Source organism: Rhodococcus sp. JVH1, from assembly GCF_000280725.2.
GTDB classification, from domain to species: Bacteria; Actinomycetota; Actinomycetes; order Mycobacteriales; family Mycobacteriaceae; genus Rhodococcus_F; species Rhodococcus_F jostii_A.
This window is the reverse complement of sequence record NZ_CP166290.1, coordinates 497,132-518,127: the sequence shown is the minus strand read 5'-3', so window position 1 is coordinate 518,127 and position 20,996 is coordinate 497,132. Positions and strand designations below refer to the sequence as shown.

At 63.9% G+C, this 20,996-nt stretch carries 17 protein-coding genes and 1 pseudogene; 4 read left to right on the top strand and 14 right to left on the bottom strand.

The window, feature by feature from the left end:
- Window positions 1-410 precede the first annotated feature (410 nt).
- Window positions 411-1,103, top strand: a complete 693-nt coding sequence (locus JVH1_RS39960) for a TetR/AcrR family transcriptional regulator (protein ID WP_009480696.1) — start codon at window positions 411-413, stop codon at window positions 1,101-1,103.
- A gap of 117 nt (window positions 1,104-1,220) precedes the next feature.
- Here the strand turns inward: JVH1_RS39960 and JVH1_RS39955 are convergent, their stop codons facing one another.
- The 14 genes and pseudogenes from JVH1_RS39955 to JVH1_RS39890 form a co-directional block, all read right to left on the bottom strand.
- Window positions 1,221-1,469, bottom strand: a complete 249-nt coding sequence (locus JVH1_RS39955) for an SDR family oxidoreductase (RefSeq protein ID WP_009480697.1) — start codon at window positions 1,467-1,469, stop codon at window positions 1,221-1,223.
- 256 nt (window positions 1,470-1,725) lie between these two features.
- Entirely contained in the window at window positions 1,726-2,748 is a 1,023-nt protein-coding gene (locus JVH1_RS39950) for an NADP-dependent oxidoreductase (RefSeq protein ID WP_009480699.1), read from the bottom strand.
- 88 nt (window positions 2,749-2,836) lie between these two features.
- Window positions 2,837-4,384 carry a class I adenylate-forming enzyme family protein gene (locus tag JVH1_RS39945; RefSeq protein WP_009480700.1) on the bottom strand — a complete coding sequence of 516 codons (1,548 nt, stop codon included), beginning with the start codon at window positions 4,382-4,384 and terminating at the stop codon, window positions 2,837-2,839.
- A complete protein-coding gene (locus tag JVH1_RS39940) occupies window positions 4,381-5,529 on the bottom strand; it encodes a saccharopine dehydrogenase family protein (RefSeq protein WP_009480701.1) in 1,149 nt (382 codons plus the stop codon). The genes JVH1_RS39945 and JVH1_RS39940 overlap by 4 nt, the downstream gene beginning before the upstream one ends.
- 102 nt (window positions 5,530-5,631) lie before the next feature.
- Window positions 5,632-7,119: an NAD(P)/FAD-dependent oxidoreductase gene (locus JVH1_RS39935; RefSeq protein WP_043783016.1), complete on the bottom strand. Its 1,488-nt coding sequence runs from the start codon at window positions 7,117-7,119 to the stop codon at window positions 5,632-5,634.
- A 35-nt stretch (window positions 7,120-7,154) separates the two neighbouring features.
- Window positions 7,155-8,051 (bottom strand): annotated as a pseudogene (locus JVH1_RS39930) (NAD(P)-dependent oxidoreductase); the annotation flags it as partial.
- Between the two features lie 13 nt (window positions 8,052-8,064).
- Window positions 8,065-9,549 carry an aldehyde dehydrogenase family protein gene (locus JVH1_RS39925; RefSeq protein WP_043783018.1) on the bottom strand — a complete coding sequence of 495 codons (1,485 nt, stop codon included), beginning with the start codon at window positions 9,547-9,549 and terminating at the stop codon, window positions 8,065-8,067.
- Window positions 9,549-11,045 carry an amidase gene (locus JVH1_RS39920; protein WP_009480705.1) on the bottom strand — a complete coding sequence of 499 codons (1,497 nt, stop codon included), beginning with the start codon at window positions 11,043-11,045 and terminating at the stop codon, window positions 9,549-9,551. The genes JVH1_RS39925 and JVH1_RS39920 overlap by 1 nt, the downstream gene beginning before the upstream one ends.
- Window positions 11,032-11,757 (bottom strand): gamma-glutamyl-gamma-aminobutyrate hydrolase family protein, encoded by a 726-nt coding sequence (locus JVH1_RS39915; RefSeq protein WP_202803516.1) that lies wholly within the window; start codon window positions 11,755-11,757, stop codon window positions 11,032-11,034. The genes JVH1_RS39920 and JVH1_RS39915 overlap by 14 nt, the downstream gene beginning before the upstream one ends.
- Window positions 11,758-11,774: 17 nt before the next feature.
- Window positions 11,775-12,863, bottom strand: a complete 1,089-nt coding sequence (locus JVH1_RS39910) for a Zn-dependent alcohol dehydrogenase (protein WP_009480707.1) — start codon at window positions 12,861-12,863, stop codon at window positions 11,775-11,777.
- Window positions 12,864-12,895: 32 nt separating this feature from the next.
- Window positions 12,896-14,281 carry a glutamine synthetase family protein gene (locus JVH1_RS39905; RefSeq protein WP_009480708.1) on the bottom strand — a complete coding sequence of 462 codons (1,386 nt, stop codon included), beginning with the start codon at window positions 14,279-14,281 and terminating at the stop codon, window positions 12,896-12,898.
- Window positions 14,274-14,891 carry a hypothetical protein gene (locus tag JVH1_RS39900; protein WP_009480709.1) on the bottom strand — a complete coding sequence of 206 codons (618 nt, stop codon included), beginning with the start codon at window positions 14,889-14,891 and terminating at the stop codon, window positions 14,274-14,276. The genes JVH1_RS39905 and JVH1_RS39900 overlap by 8 nt, the downstream gene beginning before the upstream one ends.
- Entirely contained in the window at window positions 14,888-15,763 is an 876-nt protein-coding gene (locus JVH1_RS39895; protein ID WP_009480710.1) for a phytanoyl-CoA dioxygenase family protein, read from the bottom strand. The genes JVH1_RS39900 and JVH1_RS39895 overlap by 4 nt, the downstream gene beginning before the upstream one ends.
- Window positions 15,764-15,823: 60 nt before the next feature.
- On the bottom strand, window positions 15,824-16,690 hold the full coding sequence (locus tag JVH1_RS39890; RefSeq protein ID WP_009480711.1) for an NAD(P)-binding domain-containing protein: 867 nt from the start codon (window positions 16,688-16,690) through the stop codon (window positions 15,824-15,826).
- A gap of 586 nt (window positions 16,691-17,276) precedes the next feature.
- Between JVH1_RS39890 and JVH1_RS39885 the strand changes: the two genes are divergently transcribed.
- The 3 genes from JVH1_RS39885 to JVH1_RS39875 all read left to right on the top strand — a co-directional run bounded on the left by JVH1_RS39885 (window position 17,277) and on the right by JVH1_RS39875 (window position 20,976).
- Window positions 17,277-18,872 (top strand): long-chain-fatty-acid--CoA ligase, encoded by a 1,596-nt coding sequence (locus JVH1_RS39885; RefSeq protein WP_009480712.1) that lies wholly within the window; start codon window positions 17,277-17,279, stop codon window positions 18,870-18,872.
- A gap of 1 nt (window position 18,873) precedes the next feature.
- Complete coding sequence (locus tag JVH1_RS39880) at window positions 18,874-19,569, top strand: TetR/AcrR family transcriptional regulator (RefSeq protein WP_051033842.1); 696 nt, start codon at window positions 18,874-18,876, stop codon at window positions 19,567-19,569.
- A gap of 246 nt (window positions 19,570-19,815) precedes the next feature.
- Entirely contained in the window at window positions 19,816-20,976 is a 1,161-nt protein-coding gene (locus JVH1_RS39875) for a citrate synthase 2 (RefSeq protein WP_009480714.1), read from the top strand.
- The last annotated feature ends 20 nt before the right edge of the window (window positions 20,977-20,996 follow it).

Here is a 20,996-nt window from a genome sequence, read left to right as displayed (position 1 = left end):
CTTGACCGAACGACTTGTTCGACTGCCCAAGTCGGAGTGGGTCCATTAGGCGCTGTTTTTGCCGTCGTGTCAAGTGCCGGACAGAAATGGCAGAACTGTTTTGCATCAACTTAATTCGTCGTTTCTGGCGTGTTTCAAACGCGTCACCAACACCGCGTTGCACCGCGGATCTGCCCGACTGGTGAACTGGGCTTCGTTCCCGCGTGGGCCGACGACATTCGATGCATGCCAGGGGCGGTGATGGGGATCTGGGCGGGACTATCACGGGCGCGCCTGACGAGAGGCCAAAACTTTGGTCGGCCCAGAGAATCCCATTACTGTGACGTAGGATATGACTGAGTCAATCGCCCAGGTCGGTTCGTCCACCCTCGGCGGTTGTGAACATTTAGGCCGATAGTGAGGAACCGGATATGGCACATGTACCGGCTGAGCAGCGCCGGCATCTCTTCGTCGAGGCTGCGGTTCGCGTGATCGCGCAGCACGGGGTGTCCGGTGCGACCACCCGCAAGATCGCCGAGGAGGCCGGCGCACCCCCGGCGACCCTGCACTATTGCTTCCGCAGCAAGGAGGAGATCTTCTACGAGCTGTTCAAACAGCAGGCGGAGAAGATCGAGGAGAAAGCCGACTATGGCCTGGAGGGGGAGGGTCTTGCCGCTGCCTCGGCCCGCTTGCTGAATGAGATCGTGGCGTGGTATCGCAGTGACCCGGACTACACCCGAGCGCAGATGGAGCTGCTGATGTGGTCGATCCGCCAGCCTCAGTACCCCGATCTGGCGGTGCGGTCGTATGACATCCACGAGAAGCTCTTCGCCGAGGTCCTGCGGCACGGCCTGGCGGAGGGTGAGGACGAGTCCCTGGTCGACCTGCTCGCCGAGCAGATCCCCGCCGTCGCGGACGGGTTGTCGCTGCAGTGGTTCACCTATCAGGACGACGACAAACTCCAACGAGGCATGGAGTTCGCGGCGCAGTCCTTCGCGGCACTCATCGAGCAACGCCACGACCGCACGAAAACTGTGAAGGCGCGTTCGAGCAGCAAACCCGCGGCGGCATCCAAGAAGCCTGCGGCGACAACGGCAAGGCGGACGTCGAAGACATCGAAGTAGGACCAGGACCTACCGTGTGGTACCCGCTCCGCCTATCACGTACTCGGAGGCGAGGAGGACCACAACATTGGCAACATCCTGAACGTCCGGGAGGCGGCCTATCGGCGTCCCGGCGGCTCACTCGTCGAGCGTGGTGCCCGCGGCGATCGCTGCTTCGTCCGCCGTCGCGCTACGGGTGAACGTGGGATGGATCGAATTCGCCCGGATATTGTTCGCGGCCTGCTCGATTGCCGCGTGTTTGGACACGAGTCGGACGGCGCCCCTGGAGACCCCGTGCAGCACATGCTGTGCCGCACCGATGAGTCCGGCGGTCGACGAAGCGTTGATGATCCGCCGGTGACATGAACTTTCATCAACCGATTCCACATTCGACGGAAATCTCGGTCAAGGGCGCGGCCGCGCCCTTCCACCCGCTGCCGTGACTTCCTCCACCATCCGATGGGCGGCGTCGCCATCGATGTCGATGACGACAACGTCGGTCCCGGCCTTCGCCAGCGACAACGACGCTGCCCTACCGATTCCGGCGAGCCACCGCCGGTGACGAGCGCGACGCTCCCTCCGGGTGACGGCCCGACAATCACTACCTTCCGGGTGGGTGTTACGAAATGTGGGCGGGCTATGGTCAGTCCGAGACTCGGACCACGAGCTTCCCGAAGTTCTTGCCCTGCAGCAGCCCGAGGAAGGCCGCAGGTGCCTGCTCGAGTCCGTCGACCACTTCTTCGCGGTACGCGAACCGCCCGTCGGCCAACCAGCGCGACACGTCCGTCTGGAACTGATCGTGCAGGTCGTCGGCGAAGTCGTAGACGATGAAGCCGCGCACGGTAAGGCGTTTGACCAGGACCTTGGAGAAGAACCCGGGAAGCCGGTCAGCGCCGTCCGCCACGTAGGAGTCGTTGTACTGGGCGACCAGACCACAGACCGGCACTCGGGCGAAATCGTTCAAGAGTGGAAGGACGGCTGACGCCACCTCGCCCCCGACGTTCTCGAAGTAGACGTCGATGCCGTTCGGTACCGCGGCCCGCAACTGGTCCGCGAAGTCGGGCGCCCGGTGGTCGATCGCGGCATCGAAACCGAGTTCGTCGAGCAGGAAGGAACACTTCTCGGGCCCGCCGGCGATTCCGACGGCACGCGCCCCCCGCAGTTTCGCGATCTGTCCGACCGCGGAGCCGACAGGTCCACTGGCTGCGGCAACGACAACGGTCTCGCCGGGCTTCGGCTGCCCGATCTCGTGCAAACCCGCATATGCGGTGAATCCGGGCATACCGAGAACGCCGAGAGCGGTGGAGACAGGCCCGGCGGCGGGATCGAGCTTGCGGACAGCGGCACCGTCGACCACGTCATGGGTTTGCCAACCCGAATCCGACAACACGATGTCGCCGGGCTTGAAGTCGGGGTGGCGAGAATCGAGGACCTCACAGACCGTGCCACCCACCATCACCGACCCGACGTCAACCGGGTCGGCGTAGGACTCGCCGGCATCCATCCGACCCCGCATGTAGGGGTCGAGCGAGAGGAACTGCGTGCGCAGTAACAGCTGCCCGTCGTACGGATCGGGGGTAACGCAGGATTCGAGACGGAAGTTGTCGACTGTGGGACTGCCGGTGGGGCGCGAGGCGAGAACGATTCGTGACGTGCTGATGGCCATTACGACCTTTCCGGAAAGAGGAAGTGGAGACGAACGGGTTGCCCGTCGGCGTCGCGGCGACGCGTAGACGGACCGCAAGTGTGGGGATTCAGGAATACTCGGCAGCGACTGATGCGAGGTGGCTGATCAGTTCGGTGGCGTGTGTGCGGTCGATCTTTCCGCTGGCGTTGTGGGGGAGTTCGTCGATGATGACGAATTGTTCGGGGACTGCGTAGTCGGGAACACGGCCGTGCAGTTGTGCTTTGGCGTCGGTTTCGTCGAGTGCGTGCCCGTCGCGGAGGACGACGCCGGCGACGATACGTTCTCCCATGACCGGGTCGGGGAGGCCGACCACGGCGACCTCGGCGATTGCGGTGCTGTGTGCGAGGAGGTCCTCGAGCTGGGTGGGGAGGATCTTCTCGCCGCCCCGGTTGATGACTTGATTGATCCGGCCGAGGAGCCGCAGTCGCCCGTCCGGGTCGACGGCTCCGACGTCGCCGGTGCGGAGCCAGTGACCGCTGAATGCGTCTGCGGTGGCGTCGGGTCGCTTCCAGTATTCGAGCATCCGCATCGGCCCGCTGACCCACACCTCGCCGGCGGCGCCCACTGGCACCTCATTGCCGTCTTTGTCACGGATAGAGCACTGCACACCTGCCACCGGGTAGCCGACGGTGTCGCCGTGGTCGATGATTTCCTCGGCGGGCAACAGGTGAGTAGCCGAGGTGAACTCGGTCAGGCCGTAGACGTGGAAGAGGTTCAGCTCTGGCCAGCGTTCGAAGAACTCGGTGCTCCACGCCGGTGGCATTCCGGCACCCCCGACCAGGGCGTGCCGGCAGGAACCAAGAATTGTGTCAGCGTGCTCGGTGAGCATGAGCATGCGGTAGATGCTCGGGACGGAGGCGAGGTGAGACGGTGGTCGCCGGGTCATGGCGTCGATGGCGGCCGTGGTGCGGAACCGCGGCACGAGATCGACCTGGCCGCCGATGACCAGCATGAATCCGAGTTGGTCGACGTAACCGGTGTTGTGGAACAGCGGAACCAGAATGGTCGAGACCGCGCGTTCGCGGAGCGGCATCCACGCCACGTATACACTCGACGAATCGACGAGGGAGCCGTGAGATATCGAGGCAGCCTTGGGGTTTCCGGTGGTTCCGGAGGTGAAGCTCAGCAGGGCGAGGGTGTCGCGGTCCTCTGTGCTGGGGGCGTACCAGCGGTGATCGGTGGGCATGCCGGTGAACGCGTCGGTGATGTCCCCTGAGCCCAGCGGGTGTACCGGAGTTCCGGATTCGGCGATCCGTGCGGTGGTGAATACCTCGAGCTGGGTGTGGTCGACGAGGACGATGCGGGGTTCGACGAGGTCGATCAGTGGCCGGAGTTGTTCGGCCCCGAGCCGAGAGTTCAAGGGCACGATCACCGCGCGCATGCGCAGCGCCGCGAGGAAGGTTACTACCCAGGCCGGGGTGTTGATGCCCGAGAGAACGACCCGGTCTCCCGGCCGGACACCGGCCGCGGATAGGCGTGCGGCGGTGCTGTCGATGAGTGAGAGGAGTTCTGCGTAGCTGATTTCGGTGTCGAACGAGGATACGGCGATCGCGTCGGGGGTGTGGTGCGCCCAGTGTTCGACGTGGTCGGTGACGCTGTTGAGTGGGTTGCTCATGAGGGGACCGCCTGTGTGGTGACAAGCTCGACGAGCGAGGATTCGATTCCGGCAGGTTCGGTGTAGTGGGGGTCGAGTGCGGCGAAGAATTCCTCCGCCGGCACTGCCGCTTCGGGGGTGACCACACCACGGAGCGAGACGTCGCCGCGGGCAAGTAACCGGAGGGCGACGGCCGCGGGGACGGCGGTGGCACCAGCCATCTTTCCTGGTGCCCAGCGGGTGATGCCTGCCGCGGCGATCGTCTCGGCCCCGTCTCGGGTGCCCCGGGCCCATGCGAATACGGGTGGGAGCCGGCGGGTGCGTGGAGCGTCGGTCGGTCGTGGCGGGGTGCGGTCCATCGCCACCGCGGCGTGGTCGGCAGTGATCCGGCCGGATTCGACGCCGTCCATCAGGTCGGTGACGTAGTCGAAGTACCAGTCGGGACCCGACATGACGTTGACGCAGCGCTGCAGACCGGGGTAGGTGCGGGGAAGTGTTACCGCCTCGGGATGGCCGATGGTGCGCACCACGACGTCCCCGATGCCGGGGTAGTGGATCGGGAGGGTCTGCAGGGGCGCCACATCCACATATTCGCCGCTTTCGACCGCGCGGATCGTGCCAGTGCACTGGTGGACCACGTGCAGCATGGCGGCCTGGGGGCGATCGCTGCCGGCGTCGGAGGCGATCCCGACCAATGCCCACCCGGTCAGCAACTCGTGAACTTCGTCGAGTTGAGCGGCGGCCGTGGCGGCGAGCACGTTCGACACGCCCGGGCTTGCGCCCATCCCGATCAGCGCCGTTACATCCGCAGCCTTGGCTGCCTCATCGAGTTCGAACGCTTGAAGGGTCGGTTCCCAGTCGTCGTTGATGTCGACGTACTGGCAGCCCGACTCGATAGCCGCCTTCATGATCTTGGTCCCGAACCGCGTGTACGGTCCGAGGGAGCTGAGCACGCCCCACGCACCCGAGAACAACTGCCGTGGATCGTCGCGGTCGGCATCGAACTTCACCGCCGAGACCCGCGGACCCAACTCGGCGGCCAGCGACTCCGCCGCTGCGGCGTTGAAGTCGGCGATCACGAGTTCGGTGAACTCGTCGAATTCGGCGGCGGTGCGGACCGCGCGTGAACCCATGGCGCCGGCTCCGCCGACGAATACCACCCGCATCTTATTTTCTCCAGTTCACGTTGTTTACAGATTGTCCCGGGCACACCCTGGCAGGCCACATCGGTCGGCGCTCCGACAAACTTTGCGCCGACCGATGAAATGTCAGTTGTGTTGTGGCCGGATCGCGGCGAAGTCCGATTTCTTGTACAGCCGCGTCTGACGCCAGAAGTTCGGTGTCAGATCCGGCCACAGGGTGTCGACTCGGCCGTCCGCGGACTGGTACCAACTGCTGCAACCACCGGTCACCCACACCGTCTCGCGCATCTTCTTCTGGGTCTGCTCGTACCAGCGGGTCTGAACGTCGAGGTCGAGATCGAGGGCGGCACCGCGGGAGCGGAGCAGCCGCTTGACGGCGGTGGTGATGTAGCGTGCCTGCGCCTCGATCATGAAGACCACCGAGTTGTGGCCGAGGCCGGCGTTCGGTCCGAACATGATGAACAGGTTCGGGAAGCCGTGGGTCGCGACCCCCAATTTCGTTGCGGCACCGTCCTTCCATGCGTCGGACAACTCGACACCACGGCGACCGAACACCTTCATCGGCGCCAGGAAACTCGTGCCGGTGAACCCGGTGCCGAAGATGATCGAGTCGACCTCGTGCTCCTCGCCGTCGGTGGTGACGATCGAGTGCGGCCGAATCTCGGCTATACCCGCGGTAACGAGCTCGACATCGTCGCGCTGCAGGGTGGGATACCACTCGTCGGAGACGAGGCGGCGCTTGCATCCCGGGTCGTAGTCGGGGGTGAGCTTGGCGCGCAGTCCCGGATCGGGCACCTGTTCGGCGAGGAATTCGAGGGCCTTCTCGCGGTAGTTCTCGACCACCTTCGGGTGGTTGCCGAGGAAGCCGCGGGACAGGGTCTCGAAATCCCAGTAGGTGCGCCACCGCTCGAACCGCTCGAGCAGCGGGAAGCGTCGGTAGAGGCGGCGGGTGCGGGCGCTGATGGGCTGGTCACCGCGTTCCATGACCCAGTGGGGTGAACGCTGGAAGACATACAGCTTCTCGGTATCGTTGGCGATTTTCGGGATGAACTGAATCGCGCTCGCACCGGTTCCGATGACCGCGACCTTCTCGCCTTCGAGCTTGTGGTCGTGACGCCACTGCGCCGAGTGGAAGGTAGTTCCCTCGAACGACTCCAATCCCGGAATCTGTGGAATCGAGGGTTGGCTGAGAATACCGACACAGCTGATGACGGAACGTGCGGTCACGGACTCACCCGAGGTGAAGCTCACGGTCCAGTTCAGGGCACTGTCGTCGAACCGGAGTTCGGACACTTCGGCACCGTACTTGATGTGCGAGTCGATCTCGAAGTCTTTGGACACCTTGACCAGATAGTCGTGGATCTCGTTCCACGGACTGTAGGTCCTGGTCCACTCCGGATTCTGAGCGAATGAGAACGAGTACAGGACGCTGGGAACGTCGCATGCTGCCCCGGGATAGGTGTTGTCGCGCCACGTTCCCCCCACGTCATCGGCACGCTCGTAGATGACGAAATCCTCGATCCCGGATTCCTTCAGCTTGATCGCGGCGCAGATCCCGGAGAATCCGGTTCCGATGATGGCGATGTGGTTGTCGGTCACTGTGGTGTTACCCATGATCGCTCTTTCTGTTTCCGTGGTATGCGTTTCGGTCATGCGCCGACATCCGTGGTCAGGGTTGCGTGTACCGCTGCAAGAGAATCTCGACCGTGCCCCGCAGCCTGTGCGGCGCGCAGATTCGCCAGCAACGCGTTGTTGAGGTGCGCAGGTTGACCGGAATGCTGGATGGACTCGGTGATCATGGCGACGGCCTTTTCGTAGGTGTCGACGGCCGCTTGGTCGGTCGTATAATCACCGGAGACGATCGCGCGTGCGCCGTTTTCGATCTCGGTCCTCAGCTGCTCGGTCCACCTGAGCGCGTAGGGAACGAGCTTGTCCGCCGCCATCCCCGAGCGCGCGGCATATGCCGTGGCTTCGTAGAACGCTCCCATCGCAACGCAGAAGAAGCTGCCGGTGACCGAAGTGTCGATGACATTGGCGTGCTCGATCTGCTCACCGACAAAGGCGGTGCCGGAACCCAACGACATCAGTACTGGACGGTGCGCATCCCACACGGTTTCAGGGCCCGCGATCACGACGTCGGCGTCGGCGCCGATCGCCTTGGGGTAGGACAGGATCGCACCGTCGAGGTACACGATACCGGTGGGGGCCAGGTGGCTTCGCAACTCGATAGCTGCTGCCGCGTCTCCGGTCGTCAGGTTCAGAACCGTTGCAGCCTCCGGGCGGCGCGAGTCGCCGTTGATCGCGTCCAGCACGTCCCGGACCGACCGGTAGTCGGACAGGACGATGACGGTCAACTCGCTCACGGCCAGCACCTCGGTAGGGGTGCCTGCTGCAGAGGCACCCAATTCCACCAACCGTTCGGCCTTGGACGCCGTGCGGTTCCATACGGTGACCGAATGGCCGGCCACGAGAAATGCTTCGGCGATTGCGGACCCCATGAGGCCGAGTCCGAGAACTCCTATCCGTGCCATGCGTTCATCCTTTCCGTTGGTCGCGCGTTCACAGCTGGATCCAGGTGGTCTTGAGCGAGGTGAATTTTTCGAGTCCGTGTTCGCTCTTGTCGGCGCCGTGCCCGGATAGCTTGCGGCCGCCGAAGGGAACGGTCAGATCGCCTTCTTCGAAGCAGTTGACCCAGACGATTCCGGCATCGATACGGCGTGAAACATCATGGGCTGTGCGCAGATTCGTGGTCCAGATTCCGGACCCGAGTGCGTACTGCGAGTCGTTCGCCAGCGCGACAGCCTCGTCGGCGCCGTCGAACGATGTCACCGAGAGCACGGGGCCGAAGATTTCCTCCTGGAACAACGCCTGCTTGGGGGCGACACCAGTGAAGACGACCGGATCGAAGTAGAACCCATCGCCGTCGGCGATGTCGGGGGACCCGAATTCGAGCGTGGCACCTTCCTGGACGCCGCGCCGGACATGGGCGGCGACATCCTTGCGGTGCTTGGCGCTGGACAGGGGACCGATCACTGTCTCGGGGGCAAAGGGGTCACCGACCTTCTTGGCGGCGATCCTTTCGATCACGTTGCTGACGAATTGCTTGTCGATGCGCTCGTCGACGATCAGTCGCGCGCCTGCAGTGCACATCTGGCCGGCATTGAAGGTGATCGCCCATGCCACCGACTCTGCTGCTGCGTCCAGATCCGCGTCGGCGAACACGATGTGCGGGCTCTTTCCACCCAGCTCCAGATGCACGGGTTTGGCGTTGGAATCGCCGGAGTAGTGCATCAGCTGCTTTCCGACACTCGGTGAGCCGGTGAAGGTCAGGCAGTTGACGCCCTCGTGACGAGCCAGACGCGATCCGGCCTGTCCGCCAGTCCCGGTCAGTACCTGCAGCACCCCGGCGGGCAGACCTGCGGCGGTACCGAGCTCGGCGACCCGAAGCAGCGACAACGGGGACTGGATGGCGGGTTTGACCACGACACTGTTGCCGACGACCAGTGCTGCCGCGATCTTCCAGCTGCTCAGCGTCATGGGGAAGTTCCACGGGGTGATCGCGGCGACCACACCGACGGGCTCGCGCGTGACCAAGGCGACTGCGTCGGCGAGTCCTCGAGGGGATTCGTCGAGCTGCTTGTCGGCAAGCTCGCCGTACCACCGGTACGTCTGCTCTGTGGTCTTCAGCTCGATGTCGCGGGCGTCGAGGACGGGCTTGCCCATTTCGAGGGCGACCAGTGCCGCGAGCTCGTCACGGTTGTCGTGAATCAGATCCGCCCACCGCTGGAGTACCTTGCCACGCTCACGCGCCGAGATCCGCGACCAGTCGCCGCGTTCGAAGGCAGCCCGTGCACCGGCGACAGCGAGATCGACGTCGTCGTCGCCGGCCAACGGCACCTGAGTGACGGCGCTTCCGTTGCGCGGGCTGATCACATCGTGAACGGAGTCGCCAGTGCCTTCTCGCCAGCCACCGTCGATCCACATCGCGGTCGGCAGGACCAATTCGCCGACGTACTGTTCCCACTCTGCGCGCGTCTGGGCCATCACTGAAGCACTTCCTCGGGTACGGACCCGCCGAGGCCTGCAATGGCTCCAGACGGGTCGATGTTGTCTGCTGTGACATGAATGGGGGGTACTCGGCCGGCCCAGGGCGCGGCCTGCTCGAGCTCTGAGGCCAGCGCCAACAAGGTGTGCTCACCGCCCTGCGCGGCGGCGAACTGACCACCGACCGGTAGACCGTCGACCATGCCGATCGGCACCGAGATCGCCGGCTGACCAGTGACGTTGAACAACACGGTGAAGGGCACGTGTTCGAAGATCTCGCGGATCCACGATTCGGCGCTCCAGCCCGGTTGGTTTCCGCGCATGCTCCCGACGCTCCAGGCGGGTGTGGCGACCGTCGGCGTCATCAGGACGTCGTACTCGTCGGCGAAGAAACCGGCAGTGCTCCGCGTGATGTCGTTCTGCCAGGAACGGGCCTCCGCGACATCTGTCCAGCGGAGATCGAGGCCGCGGCGTCCGCATGCGGCAGTGGAAGCCTCGACACGTGCCAGCGATGCTTCGACATCGTCGCGTCCGCTGATCTCCTGGATGGTGTGGCCGATCGACGCGGCGAAGAAACGGATGGTGAGTTCGAGAAGCATCGAGCCATCGACGATTGGCTGCGCGTAGTCGACGTGGTGGCCCAGTTGTTCGAGCACCTGGGCAGTTGCCAGGACCTGTTCGGCGACCCTCGGGTCGACGGCAGTACCGAACGGTGACTCAGTGCTCACCGCGATCCGAAGAGGATGCCGCGCATCGATGAGGGCGTCGGAATACCGGCCAGGTGGGCGAGCGATCAGGTAACGGTCGCCGGGAACACCGCCGTGTACCTCGTCGAGGAGTGCGGCAGCATCGCGCACTGTGCGGGTGACTGCGAACTCGCTCGTCAACCCGAAGAGCGGTTCGTCGGCACCTGGACCGACCGGTGTCCGGCCCCGGGTCGGTTTGAGACCGACGAGCCCGCACAGGGCCGAGGGGATACGAATGGAACCGGCCGCGTCGTTGGCGTGCGCCCAGGGAACTGCGCCGGACGCGACGAGCGCGGCTGATCCACCACTGGATCCACCGGGGGTGCGGGTGGGATCCCACGGGTTGCGGGTTGGTCCACTGACCACTGGCTCGGTGGTGCAGCTCAACCCGAATTCCGGTGTGGAGGTACGGCACACAGTCGCCAAACCTGCCTCGCGCCAACGCGACATGAGATCGGAGTCGGCAGAGGCAACGAAATCACGGGTCAGAGCGCTACCGGATTCGGACGGAACACCCTGTGCGGTGAGCAACAGATCTTTGACCGCGAACGGGACGCCGGCGAACGGGCCCCGGGTGTCGTATTCGAGTGGGTGCTGGAAGAGGGGTCCGACGACCGCATTGAGGCTCGTGTTCACCTTCTCGATTGCGGTGACGGCAGCCCGGAATACCTCACCGGCCGAGACGGTCCCGGAGCGGATCAGGTGACGCAACTCGGTCGCGTCGGCTGCGGCGTACTCATGCAGCTCCACGGCGTCCTCCTTGATCTGCTGATGCCTGGTCGATGAACCAGTCGAAGATCTCATCCTTGTGCCGCCATTCCGGATGCCACTGCACTCCGACGACAGGTTTGTCGCCGTACTCGATTGCTTCGACGACCCCGTCGGGTGCCCACCCGGTCACGGTGAGACCGGCGCCTGCGGTGTCGACGGCCTGATGGTGGAGGGAGTTCACGTTTGCGGTGCGCCCGTAGATGTTGAACATCGTCGATCCGGTCAGGAACTGCACCGTGTGCGTCTCGTTCTCGACCGGCTGACCTGGCTGTTGGTGATGAAGTTCGTGCGTCGGCAGGTCGGGTACGAGACTGCCGCCGAGTGCGACGTTGAGGATCTGCATTCCGCGGCAGATACCGAGTATCGGGATTCCGGCATCGAGCGCGTCGCGGATCAGGGCGATTTCGTATTCGTCGCGAAGCGGATCAATGTCGCAAGCATCGATAGGTTCGCCGCCCCAGCGGACCGGGTCGACGTCCTGGCCGCCGCTGATCAACAGTCCGTCCAGGCGGTCGATCAGATCCGGGCCGGTGGATTCGTACGGAAGTTGCACCGGTAGACCACCGGCGGCGGCTACCTTGGTCGCAAAATCCGAGACGTGGACGTCGAACGGCTTCTTCTGATAGCGGGCTTCCATGTCGACGCGGGTTCCTTGCCAACGACGCCCAGAGATACCAATGAGTGGTCGCACGATGCTTCCTCCTGTCTCTACTGATCGAATTCGATGACGACGCGGGTGATCCCGCCCTCGCGCATGGCGTCGAAACCGTCGTTGATCTCGTCGAGTCGGATCCGTTCGGACACCATCTCGTCGAGCCGGAGTCGGCCCTGGAGGTAGTAGTTGACGAACCGCGGGATGTCGACCATGAATTGGTTCGATCCGAACAGGGATCCCTGGATGCGCTTTTCCTTCACGAAGAATTCCGACGACGGGATGCGCAGCGGCTGCTCGTCGGGGACCATGCCCAGAATCGTTGCCACGCCGCCCGGCGCGAGCATGGTTACGGCTTGCTCGGCAGTGACGCGGACTCCGATCGCCTCGAAGGAGTAGTCGACTCCACCGCCGGTCAGCTCGCGCACCGCCTCGACGGAATCGACTTCACGGCCGTTGACCGTCGAAGTCGCACCGAAGAACTTCGCCTGCTCGAGAGCATGTTCGTTGACATCGATGGCGATGATCTGGGAAGCGCCGGCAAGGCGGGCGCCCTGAATCGTTGCGATGCCGACACCGCCGCACCCGATGACCGCGACAGTCGATCCCGGCTGTACCTGCGCGCCCCGGAATACTGCTCCCACGCCGGTGACGATCGAGCAGCCGAGAAGGCACGCCCGGTCGAAGGGCATGGCCTTGTTGATCTTAACGACACCGTTCTCGTGAACCAACATGCTGTCGGCGAATCCGCCGAGTCCGCCCATCGTTCCTACCGGCCGGCCCGCTGCATTGGTGAGCTTGGGGCGTGGCCTGGTCCGCAGTGCCTGGTGGTTCAGGCACAGGGACAGTTGGCCGTTGGTGCAGTAGCGGCAGTACCCGCAGAAGATGGTGGCGCAGGTGACGACGTGATCACCCGGCCGGACCGACGACACCTCGCTACCGACGGCGGCGACGACACCGGCGACTTCGTGCCCGAGAACCTCTGGCAAGTCGGTGCTCCAGGTCGCATCGATGTAGTGCAGATCCGAATGGCACAGCCCTACCGCCGCTGTACGGATGACGACCTCACGTGGTCCGGGGTCGTCCATGGTGAGGTCTTCGAGCTCGAGTTTTCCCGGAGCCGAATTGAGCACTGCCGCTCTCATAATGAGCTTCCTGCCGATCGTGGTGTTCGCTGTCAGATGTGTTCGAAGTAGCGCTGAAGTTCCCAGTCGGAGATGCCGGCGTCCGGGTCGCCGCCTGTGGTGTGGAACTGCAACCACTCCCACCGGCGCGTACCGGCCCAGTAGTCGACCAGATCCGCTCCCAGGACCTTCGACAACAGGGTGTCGGCGACCAGGATGTCCGTAGCTGCGGACAGGCTCGTCGGGATCTTCGGTACGGTTCCGGCGGGGAGCCCCCACGCCATGACACTGCATTCGGGTCCCGGATCGATGTGCTGGTCGAGCCCGATGATGCCGCCCGCGAGGAAAGCCGCGAACGCGAGATAGATGTTCACATCGGCCGAGGTCACTCGGTACTCGACTCGGGTCTGCTTGGCATCGCGGCAGATCGCACGCACTGCCGTCGACTTGTTCTCCACGCCCCAGGTGATGCTGGTGGGCGGGCCATCCAACTCCACGATGCGCTTGTACGAGTTGATCGTCGGGAACTGGAACGTCGTTGCAGCCGGCAATGTCGCGAGCACTCCACCGATGAAGTCGGTCATCGCCTGCGACGGACGGTGCGGGTTGTCCGGGTTGTGGAAGGCGTTGACTCCGTCACGTTCGAGGGACAGATTGATATGCGAGCCCTGACCGTACTGGTCCGGTGCCCAGCGTGCCATGAAGGTGACCGTGCGGCCCAGTTCGTACGCGACAGTACGCATGGCCTGGCGGGTCCGCACGTACAGGTCAGCGGCGGTGACGATGTCGGTGGGGGAGATGTTGAACTCGATCTGTCCGATCGAGGACTCGTCGGCCCAGCCTTCCCATGGGATTCCGAGTTCGTCGAGTCGACGCGCAACCGCATCCATGTATTCGGTGAAATCACGCGAGCGGCTCAGCACGTAGACGGCACCCGACGAGCCACCCAGCGGGTGTAAATTCTTGAAGTCCTGGGCGCGGGCCTGCTCGATCGACTCCTCGAAAACGGTGGCCTCGATCTCGATGGCGGCCTTGCCGGTATACCCACGCGCAGCCAGCTCCTCGACCATTCGCTTGAGGGTGGACCGTGAGCAGACTGGGAGTGGCACGCCGTTCTGGTCGGTGATGTCACACAGCACCGACCCCAGACCGTCGAGAGAGGGGTCCACTACGAGGGTGCTCGGATCCGGCCTCAACTGGATATCGCGGAGTTCACCGCGCCAGTCACCGAAATCGAACCCCAACTGAGGAATGTTGGCCATGTCCACACCGAAGACGATGTCCGCGAAACTGAATCCGCCACCGTGAGCGCCCGAAATGAACTTCTGCGGGGCGAGGTGCTTTCCGATCAGGACACCGTCGAGGCTGAGGGTTTCCGCCCGAACGGTGCGGATGGAATGCTGATCGACCCACGCCGCCGCATCGAAATTGTTAGACATCGTAAACCGCCTTCATAGATGCGCCGGTGACAACAGACCACTCGCGGAAGGTGCCACTGATGGTCAACTTGCCCGCGAACAGCGAATCGGGGAATGTCTCCAAACCACCGAGGATGCGGCGCAAATCTGCTTCGGCACCGTGAATCTCATAGGGTCGTGCGCTGTCACCGACGACCACTTGGTCGCCCGAGTCGGTCGCGACGAACTTCAGCGCCGGCATGCCGGGGATATTCTTCGTCAGCTCCCAGAATTCGGCCGCGACATCGGCCAGCTCGGGCAATTCCGGCTCGAGGACCGCGGCGACCGCTGCCGCCCCGGGCTCGACGTCGTCCTGGCTCCCAGCGAGGCGGCGAGTTGCCGGATCGACGTCGACGACCACGTCTGTGTCCGTTGCCAGACCACGGTGCACCCGGACCTCCGAGGCGCCCGAAACTATTGTCGCCCTCTGGAAATCGGAGGCCGAGCGAACGCCGACGACAGCGGGCAGGGTGGACAGCAATTCGATGCCGGCCGGTGTGCCTGCGGACCGGCGCAGCGCTGTGGTGATGGCGCGGACAAAGGGCGTCGCGTCGTCCTCCCGGACGATCGGGGGAGTGGTGGCGGTGCTCATTTTGCTCCAAACAGAGTCTGTGCGGCCATGGTCGTGCTGATCTCCCTGTCCTCGAGGAGGATGTGAGGATCGTTCATCTCGTATGCGCCGAGGAACGGCGGGCACACGTCGTAGCCGAGGAGTCGCTGGACCTCTTCGGAGTACTCGAGAACTTTCTCGCGAGGGATGGCGAGGTACTGGTTCTCCTCCTGCCGCAGGTTGCCCAGATCGAGACCGATCGTGAGGCCGGTGCGCGGCTGGTCGGACCGGTTGTGCCCACCGCCGTGATAGACACCGCCCACCCAGATCAGTGCAGATCCGGCTGCCATCACCGTGGGAGTCGCTTCGGACTCGAGGGGGGTGCGCTCGTCGTCCCAATGGTGGCTGGCGGGAATGACCATCGTGCCGCCGTTTTCCTCGGTGAACTCACTCATTGCGAGCATCAGCTGGACACGGCTGTGAGGGCCGGGGTGGCGGCGAAGGTGGATCGCGTCGTCGCGGTGGAGGGGCTGTTTGCCCTGACCCGGGTGAATTTGGATGGCCTGGCTGATACTGATCTGAATGGTGGGCGTGATGTCCATCCACTCGTCGAGATACACCTTGACGGGCTTCTGCATCAGCGCGCGGGCGGTCTGGAGATACGACGGCTGGGTGACCACCGTTTCCATGTGGTTGCTACGGGCAAACAGCGACGAGATTCGACGGGTCTTCTTGCCGAGGTACTCGTCGGCTCCGCCGGGAGTCTTGTCGAGGTCAGGTCCGAGATCGTCCCACAGCCCGGCAAGGGTCTCGTCGTCGATGAAGTTCTCGACGATCACGCCGCCCTCGCGGTCGACGATCTCGATGATGTGTTCTACCAGGGTGTCGTTCGGAACAGTCTGCAAGGCCGCCATCTGTTCATCTCCTTTTGTGTGTCAGGACTATGCGTCGCGCGTGGTCGGGTAGGGGTGCGTCTAGGGCAGAAGTTGCGTGGACAGTGCGGGTAGCGACTTGTCGCCCAAACCTGCTTCATGGGCTCGTCGCAGGTCGGCGACGAGGGGAGCAATATGCAGGTCGCGGTGTCCGGCGAGGAGGCTCATCGCCTCCGCTGCCATCTCGGTCCCGCGCCAGTGCACGTCGATATCGGCCTGATCGGTGTCGAACTTGCCCGCCCGCATTTCGGCGACCGCGATAGGGATCTGGTGGCGGAGCAATGCGACCAGTTCGAGTGCCACTCGTTCGATACTCTCGAACGAAACGTTCTCGTGCCGCGCGAAGACAGCCGACTCGACGAATGCACCGATAGCTGTGTGATAAAAGTTGATGCACATCGCCGTGTCGATCGCCGCCGCCACTCCGACGGATTCCCCGGCGTACCAGGATGCGCCTCCCAGCTCAGAGAGCAGTTCGCGATTGCGGTTCCACACATGTTCGGACCCCGAGTAGACGATTCCGAGTTCCTTGGTGCCGACCGCTTCGGGGTAGTCGGGAATGATGCCGTCCAGGTACTCGGCGCCGGCGTCGTGGAAGAGTTTCTGCAGTTCGCCCGCTTCGCGTGGCACTCCCGTCGAGAGATTCACGATGGTTCGGCCCTTCACCGCGGACACCGCTTCAGGAGCGTCGAGCAAGGCGCGAACCGCTGCATTGTCCGACAGGCAGATCACCGACAGGGAACTGGCAGCAAGCGCGGCCGCTGCGGACGGCGCAGACTCCGCCTGAAGTCCCACATTCCTGCCCGGCGTCCGGTTCCAGACGGTGGCAGAACGGTCAGCAGCGTCGAATGCCCGCGCCAGTGCATATCCCATGTTTCCGAGCCCGAGCACCGATACTTCGCTGACCATGGTTTCCTCCGCTGCGTTCGTGGGCAATCCGATGTGGCTCCCGTTCTCGGCGAGCGAACGGAACGATCACATCCTGGTTGGGTCGTGATCCAAGTCACTCGACTTGGGCACATGGTCAAGCTAGTTGGTCGACTCGACGGCTGTCAATCCCTTCAGGGCAATTGGTTAAGCCGCATGACTTGTGCAGTTGATCAACTATCGGACCCTGTCCATTAACCGCGTCGGTTTCGCGCTTGTCAAGTCGCATGTCTTGTGGTCGGAATGGATTGCCGTGCAACAATATTCATTGTTACGTAGATGTTTCTGCGCGGTAAGGATGCGGTGCCGTTCTCGGCTTCGAAATGGGCGAGGCGTCCTCGCGTGCCTGGGCCGTCGATTTGGCGAGTCCAAAGTATTGTCTCTTGACAGGCAAGTGGGCCATATGGTCGAGTCGGGTGATCTGACCGCGCAGCCGCATGTAGGGAGAACCATTTCCGGCTGTCGCGCGAGGCGTGCTGCTTATCCGGAAGCGTCGGCCTCGTCGTGGTCTTACGATCGCGCGATCAGGCGTGTTCCGGCCCGAATTCTCCGATGAAAGTTGGCACCCATGTCCGAACCGTATGTCACTGCCCTGACTCCACTGGCTTTCCTCGACCGTGCTGCCAAGACCTTTCCGGACAAGACCGCGATCGTCCTCGGAGGTCGACGTGCGACCTATAGCGAGTTCGCAGCAGAAGCCGCCGCACTCGCGCGTGGGCTCGCTCGCCTCGGCGTCGGCGAGCAGGATCGCGTGGCCTATCTCGCTCCCAACGTTCCGGAACTACTCGTTGCGCATTTCGGAGTTCCGTTGTCCAAGGGTGTCCTAGTGGCACTCAACACCAGGCTGGCGTCGGCAGAGATCGCCTACATCCTCGCCCACTGCGACGCCAAGATCCTTGTCGTCCACGAGTCGCTATTGGACTCGATCCGGCCCATCGCCGGCGAATTGAGACTGTCCACGGTTGTGGTCATCGGTGCCGGCGATATCGCCGGCGTCGATGCCCTCGAATATCGAAAGATTCTCGATCACAATGCGCACGAGCCGATCGACTGGACGGTCCGGGACGAGCTGGCGACGATCAGCATCAACTACACCTCGGGCACTACCGGGCGTCCCAAAGGGGTGATGTACACCCATCGGGGCGCATACCTGAATGCGATGGGGGAGCTGATCCATTCTCGGCACACCTCCGACAGCGTCTACCTCTGGACCTTGCCCATGTTCCACTGCAACGGCTGGTGCACACCGTGGGCGATTACCGCCATCGGTGGCACCCACATCTGTCTCGAGGCCATCGACAGCGAGAAGATCTGGGCCCTCTTCCGCACCGAGGGGGTCAGTCATTTCAACGCGGCCCCCACCGTCCTGGTGATGCTGGTCAACTCTCCCTCGGCGGCGGCCCTTCCGCAGGCCGTCACGGTGACAACGGCAGGGGCCCCTCCCAGCCCCACCATCATCGAGCAAGCTCGGGCGCTCGGGTTCGAGATCATTCACGTCTACGGCCTGACCGAGACATACGGACCGTATTCGGTGTGCGAAACACAGTCCGACTGGGCCGAGCTACCCGCAACCGAGCAAGCCAGACTCGCAGCACGTCAAGGCGTAGGAATGATCCACACGGACGGAGTGCGGGTGGTGGACAAGAACATGACCGACGTCCCCGCGGACGGGTCCACCATCGGTGAAATCGTGATGCGAGGCAATGGCGTCATGAAGGGATATCTCAACGATCCCGCGGCCACCGAAAAGGCTTTCGAAGGAGGGTGGTTTCACTCCGGTGACCTCGGGGTCATGCATCCCGACGGCTACGTCGAGCTCCGGGACCGTAGCAAGGACATAGTCATCTCCGGAGGAGAGAACATTTCCTCTGTCGAGGTCGAACAGGTGCTTGTCTCACACCCGGCCGTTCTCGAAGCTGCGGTGATCGGTGTACCCAGCGAAAAATGGGGGGAACGACCCAAGGCATTCGTGGTGACGAAGCCGAACGCGCAGGTGACACCCGACGAACTGCGGAGTCATGCGGCCACTCGAATGGCGAAGTTCAAGGTGCCCGACGTCATCGATGTCATTGACGCACTTCCGAAGACATCTACTGGCAAAATCCAGAAGTTTCAACTGCGAGACAGAGAGTGGTCCGGACACCACACCCGCATCCAAGGGTGAGGTGGCGCAGACCGAAATGACTTTCCGGATCGGATCCGGTGGACTAGGACGGAGAAAGACGTTGGGGTACTCCACGCTCACCGAGCGACGTGCTCAGTTGGTGCGCGCCGCTGCGCGGGTCATCGCGCGTGAAGGGCTGTCCAAGGCCACCACTCGTCGCATCGCGGAAGAAGCGAGCCTCAACCTCGCGGCACTCCACTACAGCTTCGGGTCGAAAGCCGAGTTGTTCGCCGCCGTTCTCGAAAACACCGAGGCCTTTGCGTCGGGGCCTTGGGAGTCGAGCAACCCGAACTCGAGTCCACCTCTCGAGGACGCGGTGGCGGCAATGGTATGCGGTTATCAGCAGCTGTTCGACGGAAGCTCGGATGTCGCCATTGCGCAGTACGAACTGTTGCTGTGGGCACTGCGGACTCAGCAGAGCGACAACCTTGCTGCGCAGAGTTTCCGTAAGCACGTGGATGCGGTTGCAGACCGGCTGGCCATATCGGCTCTGGCAGAGGGGATCGATCCGGTCATTTTGGCGGACTACCTGGTCGGGATGCTGGACGGACTGGTCCTCCAGCAAATGGCATCCCACCGGCAGCGCATCGGCGGGCCCGAAACAGTGGCGCTGGCACGATATCTGGTGGATCTCGCCCGGTCTGTCACGCACATTCGTCGTTTGGAGTCCGAGCAGTACCTTGCAGCACGAGCATGAGCGGCGCGGGACACGGGCCCATCGACACTATCGTGATCAAGCAAGTGCGGATCGCATTCTGAACAGTGGCAGTGCAGTGCCACTGAAGCGGTGCGGACGTGAGCGATGATGAGCCGGTCAGTGGGATTCGGCCCGTGCTGCGCTGATCGATGCTCGAGCGGCCGCGGCGTACCGATCTGAACTGCGTTTCCCCGTCGACGAAACCGTTCGTCGGCGATACCCCACCTTCGAGAAGGAGACTGCCCCATGAACCAAACAACCTTGTCAGTCTTGGGACCTCCCGGTTTACCGGTGCCGGACGATTTCGTCAGCGGACTGGAAGGCGTGGTCGCGTTCACCAGCAACATCGCCGAACCCGACAAGGACGGCGGCGCCCTGCGCTACCGCGGCGTCGACATCGAAGAACTCGTCTCCAAGCACGTCACCTTCGGCAACGTGTGGGCCCTGCTCGTCGACGGCCGCTTCGGCCCCGGACTGCCCCCGGCCGAACCGTTCCCCCTGCCCGTGCACACCGGCGACGTCCGCGTCGACGTCCAGGCCGGCCTGGCCATGCTCGCCCCCATCTGGGGATACCAGCCCCTCCTCGACATCGACGACGACACCGCCCGCGAACAACTCGCCCGCGCCTCCGTCATGGCCCTGTCCTACGTCGCCCAGTCCGCCCGCGGCATCTACCAGCCCGCCGTCCCGCAGAAACGCATCGACGAGGCCAAGACCGTCACCGAACGGTTCATGGTCCGCTGGAAAGGCGACCCCGACCCCGCCCACGTCGCCGCCATCGACGCCTACTGGGTCTCCGCCGCCGAACACGGCATGAACGCCTCCACCTTCACCGCCCGCGTCATCGCCTCCACCGGCGCCGACGTCGCCGCCTCCCTGTCCGGGGCCATCGGCGCGATGTCCGGCCCCCTGCACGGCGGCGCCCCCGCCCGCGTCCTGCCGATGATCGAAGACACCGAAAAGTCCGGCGACGCCCGCGCCCTGGTCAAGTGCATCCTCGACCGCAAGGAAAAGCTGATGGGCTTCGGGCACCGCGTCTACCGCGCCGAAGACCCCCGCGCCCGGGTGCTCCGCGCCACCGCGAAACGCCTGAACGCCCCCCGCTACGAGGCCGCCGCCGCCCTCGAACAGGCCGCCCTCGCCGAACTGCGCGAACGCCGCCCCGACCGGGCCATCGAAACCAACGTCGAATTCTGGGCCGCGGTCATCCTCGACTTCGCCGAGGTCCCCGCGCACATGATGCCCGCGATGTTCACCTGCGGCCGCACCGCCGGCTGGTGCGCCCACATCCTCGAGCAGAAACGTCTCGGCAAGCTCGTCCGCCCCGCCGCCATCTACACCGGACCCGCACCCCGCACCCCCGAATCCGTCGAGGGCTGGGACACAATTCCGCACACCAGTGGATAATTCGGCACGCGGTCAACACC